This window comes from Saccharopolyspora terrae (assembly GCF_004348435.1).
In the GTDB taxonomy this organism is placed as follows: Bacteria; Actinomycetota; Actinomycetes; order Mycobacteriales; family Pseudonocardiaceae; genus Saccharopolyspora; species Saccharopolyspora endophytica.
In genome coordinates, this window is record NZ_SMKS01000129.1 from 1 (window position 1) to 4788 (window position 4788).

Annotated in this window: 4 protein-coding genes; 1 reads left to right on the top strand and 3 read right to left on the bottom strand. The window is 71.3% G+C overall.

Annotated features, from left to right (window positions below; genetic code table 11):
• The 3 genes from E1181_RS30895 to E1181_RS30905 all read right to left on the bottom strand — a co-directional run.
• Positions 1-704: 2Fe-2S iron-sulfur cluster-binding protein (locus E1181_RS30895; protein ID WP_235877177.1), on the bottom strand; the 704-nt coding region annotated here is incomplete at its 3' end.
• The gene (locus E1181_RS30900; protein ID WP_132679941.1) at positions 704-940 is read right to left on the bottom strand and encodes a sarcosine oxidase subunit delta; all 237 of its coding nucleotides are present in this window, start codon (positions 938-940) and stop codon (positions 704-706) included. The genes E1181_RS30900 and E1181_RS30895, both read right to left, overlap by 1 nt.
• 15 nt (positions 941-955) lie before the next feature.
• Positions 956-2170: a sarcosine oxidase subunit beta family protein gene (locus E1181_RS30905; protein WP_207922399.1), complete on the bottom strand. Its 1215-nt coding sequence runs from the start codon at positions 2168-2170 to the stop codon at positions 956-958.
• 211 nt (positions 2171-2381) lie between these two features.
• Between E1181_RS30905 and E1181_RS30910 the strand changes: the two genes are divergently transcribed.
• Positions 2382-4788, top strand: a 2407-nt coding sequence (locus E1181_RS30910; protein WP_132679943.1) for a GcvT family protein, incomplete at its 3' end; no start/stop codon positions are given.

Genomic DNA, 4788 nt, shown 5'->3' on the forward strand with positions numbered 1-4788 from the left:
CCTCCACTCCGACCACCCCACCCCTGGTCCCCCCGATCACCGCCGTACTCAGTACCCGGAATACCGCCGTACTCGGGTCCCCGATTACGGCCGTATTCGGGTCCCCGATTACCGCCGTAATCCGTCCCCGGAGGACTCCCGGGGTCCGCACGTGGAGGACTTCCGGGGCCAGTACACGGAAAACTGCCGTATTCGGGGGTCTGAACACGGCCGTGATCGGTCAGGGTGGTGAGGGCGTGGGTGATCCAGTCGTGGGGGCGTTCGCCGCCGAGGGCGGGACCGTGTTCGACCAGCAGGACGCGGGCTCCGGATCGGGTTGCGGCCAGGGCTGCGGCTACGCCGGCCGGACCTCCGCCGATCACGGCGATGTCGGTGTGGGCGTTCCTGCGGTGGCACTTCGGCGCGTCGCCGCTGGTCAACCGGCCGACGCCGGGGATGCTCTCGGCCCGGAGGCCGTCGCGCAGCGGGACCTCGGTGGCTTGCGCGAACGGGTTCCCGTCCACGCTCACCAAGGCGTTCGGTTCGGTGAGGTCGGCGGTCAGGACTCCGCGCGGGCGGCCCAGGTAGGTCGAGCGGGCCACCTCGATTCGTCCGGAGGCGAGCAGCGCCGAGGCGAGTGTGTCGCCGGGATGCCCGGAGAACTCGGTCCCGTCGAAGGTGAATCGCAGGGTGCGGTCGGTCCGCCCGCCGTCGTCGAGCCGCATCACGCCACCTCGTCGGTCTCGGTGTTGCGCCACAGCTCGAACCAGCGTCGGCAGCCGGCCGAGTGCACCCACCGCTCCCGCCACCAGCCGCACGGGTTGTCCCGCACGAACAGGAAGTCCGCCCACTCCCGGTCGGTCAGCGCCCCGGGGTCGGCCGGGTAGTCGACGGCCTGGCCTCCGTAGCGGAACTCGGTCTCATCCCGCTCCCCGCACCAGGGGCACCGGATCCGCAGCATCGCGACCTCCCGGGATCAGTGCGCGACCGCCGCCGCGCCGTGCTCGTCGATGAGGGCGCCCGTGACGAACCGGTCCAGCCCGTAGGGCTCGGCCAGCGGGTGCGGACGACCGTGGGCGATGGTGTCGGCGTAGACCTGACCGACCCCGGGCGTGGCCTTGAAACCTCCTGTCCCCCAACCGCAGTTGAGGAACAGCCCCTCCCACGGGGTGGGGCCGATGATCGGCGAGGCGTCGGGGGTGACGTCCACCGTGCCCGCCCAGGTGCGGATCACGTGCGCGCGGGCGAAGATCGGGAACAGCTCCAGCGCCGAGGCAAGCTGGCGCTCGATCACGTGCACCGATCCGCGCTGGGCGTACCCGTTGCGGGAGTCGATGCCCGCTCCCACCACCAGCTCGCCGCGATGCGCCTGGCTGCAGTAGACGTGCACGTGGTTGGACATCACCACGCACGGGTGCACCGGTTCCAGCAGCTCCGAGACCAGCGCCTGCAGCGGGTGGCTCTGCAGCGGCAACCGCAGGCCGAGGGTGTCGGTGAGGGTGCTGGTGCGTCCCGCCGCGGCCAGCGCGACCCGGTCGGCGCCGATGTCGCCGCGCGAGGTGCGCACCCCGCGCACCCGGTCGCCTTCGGTGAGGAACCCGGTGACCTCGCAGCCCTCGACGAGGTCCACGCCCATCTCGTCGGCGCGGCGGGCGAAGGCCCAGGCCACCAGGTCGTGCTTGGCGATGCCGCCGCGCGGTTGCCACGTCGCGCCGAGGACCGGGTAGCGGCAGTCGGTGTTGATGATCGGGCAGATCCGCGAGACCTCCTCGGGCCACACCCATTCGGCGTCGATCCCGTTGGCGCGGTTGGCGAAGACCCGGCGCCGGGAGTCGCGCACCTCCTGCTCGGTGTGGGCGAGGTTGAGCACGCCGCGCTGGCTGAGCAGCAGTTCGCAGTCGAGCTCGTCGGGCAGCGATTCCCACAGCTTCAGGGCGTGCTCGTAGATCCCCGCGCTGGCGTCCCACAGGTAGTTGGAGCGGATGATCGCGGTGTTGCGGGCCATGTTCCCGCCTGCCAGCCAACCGCGTTCGAGGACGGCGACGTCGCGGATCCCGTGTTCGCGCGCGAGGTAGTAGGCGGTGGCCAGCCCGTGCCCGCCGGAACCGACGACGACCACGTCGTAGTGCCGGGCGGGCTCGGCGTTGCGCCACAGCCTCTCGGGCGGTTGCGGAAGCGGTGCTGCGACCACGGCCACCTCCCTGCGGTTCGGAGGTGAACCCAGGCTAGGAGCGCCGCGACGAGCGGGTCAATTCACGAAAGGGGGACGGTTCTTCCCGTTGTCCCACAACAAGATCCACGGCTGAAAATTCATCTCGACGGACTCTTGACGCACCCCTTTTCCCGAGCGCACTGTTGCGGTGTGCGCAGGTAGTTGTCGTAGACGCAACAAGGCGGCAGCCATGGTTTCGAGCGTCCACATTCTGCTCGTGGGGGCGGGCATCGTCGGGTGCAGCACCGCCTACCACCTGGCGCGCCAGGGGATCACCGATGTTCTGGTGGTCGACCAGGGACCGCTCCCCGCGACCGGCGGTTCGAGTTCGCACGCGCCGGGCCTGGTCTTCCAGACCAACGCCTCGGAGACGCTGAGCCGGCTCGCCGCCGACACCGTTCGCCTGTACTCCTCGCTGGAGGTCGACGGGTCGCCCTGCTTCCACCAGGTCGGCGGCATCGAGGTCGCCACCACCCCTGAACGCTGGGACGACCTGCACCGCAAGCTCGGACTGGCCACCGCGTGGGGCATCGACGGCGAACTCCTCGACGCCGGTCAGGTGCGCGAGCGCATCCCCGGCATCGACGCCGACCGGATCCACGGCGGACTGCACGTGGCCACCGACGGGATCGCCAAACCGGTGCGCGCCGCCGAGGCGATGATGCGCGAGGCGCGGCGGCTCGGCGTGCGCTTCGAAGGCTCGACCGAGGTCACCGGGTTCGACATCACCGACGACCGGATCACCACCGTTCACACCACGTCCGGCGACGTGGCCGCGGGAACCGTGGTGTGCTGCGCGGGGATCTGGGGCCCGAAGATCGGCCGGATGGCCGGGGTGACGATCCCGGTGCAGCCGCTGGCGCACCAGTACGCGGTGACCACGCCGGTGCTCGACGACGGTGAAACCGAAGTGGCGCAACCGATCCTGCGCCACCAGGACCGGTCGATGTACTTCCGCCAGGTCCACGACCGCTACGGCATCGGCTCCTACCGGCACCGGGTGATGCCGGTGCGCACCGACGAGCTCTCGCCGACCGTCACGCCCGGCACCGAAGCCCCCTCCGAGGGCGGCGGGTGGAAGGGCATGGCCTCGGTGCACCCGTTCACGCCGGAGGACTTCACCGGTCCCTGGCGAGAGGCGCGGCGGCTGCTGCCCGCCCTGCGCGAGGCCGAGATCGGCGAGGGCATGAACGGGCTGTTCCTGTTCACCTCCGACGGGATGCCGGTGCTGGGCCGGTCCGACGTGGAGAACTTCTGGGTCGCCGAGGCCGTGTGGATCACCCACGCCGGCGGCGTCGGCCGGGCGATGGCGCAGTGGCTGGCCGGGCGCACCCCCGACATCGACCTGCGGCAGGCCGACCTGCGGCGCTTCGACGACTTCGCCCGCAGCCCCGCTTACCTGGCACAGCGCAGCGCGCAGAGCTTCCGCGAGGTCTACGACATCATCCACCCGCAGCAGCCGCCCGAGCAGCCGCGGCCGTTGCGCACCAGTCCGTTCCACGACCGGCAGCGCGAACTCGGCGCGGTCTTCCTGGAGGCCTCCGGGTGGGAGCGGCCGCACTGGTACGCGAGCAACGAGAAGCTGTTGCAGGGCAAGGAGATCGCTCGTCCGGGCGAGTGGGCGGGCCGGTTCTGGTCACCGATCGTCGGCGCCGAGCACCTGGCGACCCGCGAAGGCGTCGCGATGTTCGACATGACCTCGCTGCCGCGCGCCGAGGTCACCGGCCCCGGTGCGCTCGGGCTGCTGGACCGGCTCACCACCAGCAAGATCGACCGTCAACCCGGCTACGTCACCTACACGCTGATGCTCACCCCGGAGGGCGGCATCCGGTCGGACATCACGGTGGCGCGGCTGGAGCGGGACCACTTCCAGGTCGGGTGCAACGGTCCGCGCGACATCGCGTGGCTGCGCGACAACGCCGACGCGACCGCGCAGGTCCGCGACATCACCGGCGGCACCTGCTGCATCGGGCTGTGGGGTCCGCGCGCCCGCGACGTGCTGGCCGCGCTCGCCGACGTCGACGTCTCGCACGAGGCGTTCGGGTTCTTCCGCGCCCGGCGGTTGCACGTCGGCGAGGTTCCGGTGGTGGCGCTGCGGCTGTCCTACGTGGGCGAGCTCGGTTGGGAGCTCTACACCTCCGCCGAGTTCGGCCGACGCCTGTGGGACCTGCTGGCCGGCGCCGGGCACGGCATCTTCCCCGCCGGCCGGGGTGCCTTCAACGGCATGCGGCTGGAGAAGGGCTACCGCGCCTGGGGCACCGACATGTGGACCGAGCACACCCCCGAGGAAGCCGGCGTCGCCTTCGCGGTGAAACCGGACAAGGGGCCGTTCACCGGCCGAGAAGCCCTGCTCCGCCGGGGAGAACCCGCTCGCCGCCTGTCCTGCCTGCGCATCGACGACGGCACGGTCCTGATGGGTTCCGAACCGGTTCTCGCCGGCGACGAACCGGTCGGGTTCACCACCAGCGCCGCCTACGGCCACACGGTCGGCGCGAGCCTCGCCTACGCCTGGCTCCCCGCCGACCTCGCACACCCCGACACCCGACTGACGGTCACCTACTTCAACCAGCCCCACCCCGCCACGGTCATCCCAGACC

Bases quoted from the DNA above. Each gene is read 5' to 3' on its own strand.
- E1181_RS30900 (WP_132679941.1), bottom strand. From the start codon at position 940: ATGCTGCGGATCCGGTGCCCCTGGTGCGGGGAGCGGGATGAGACCGAG.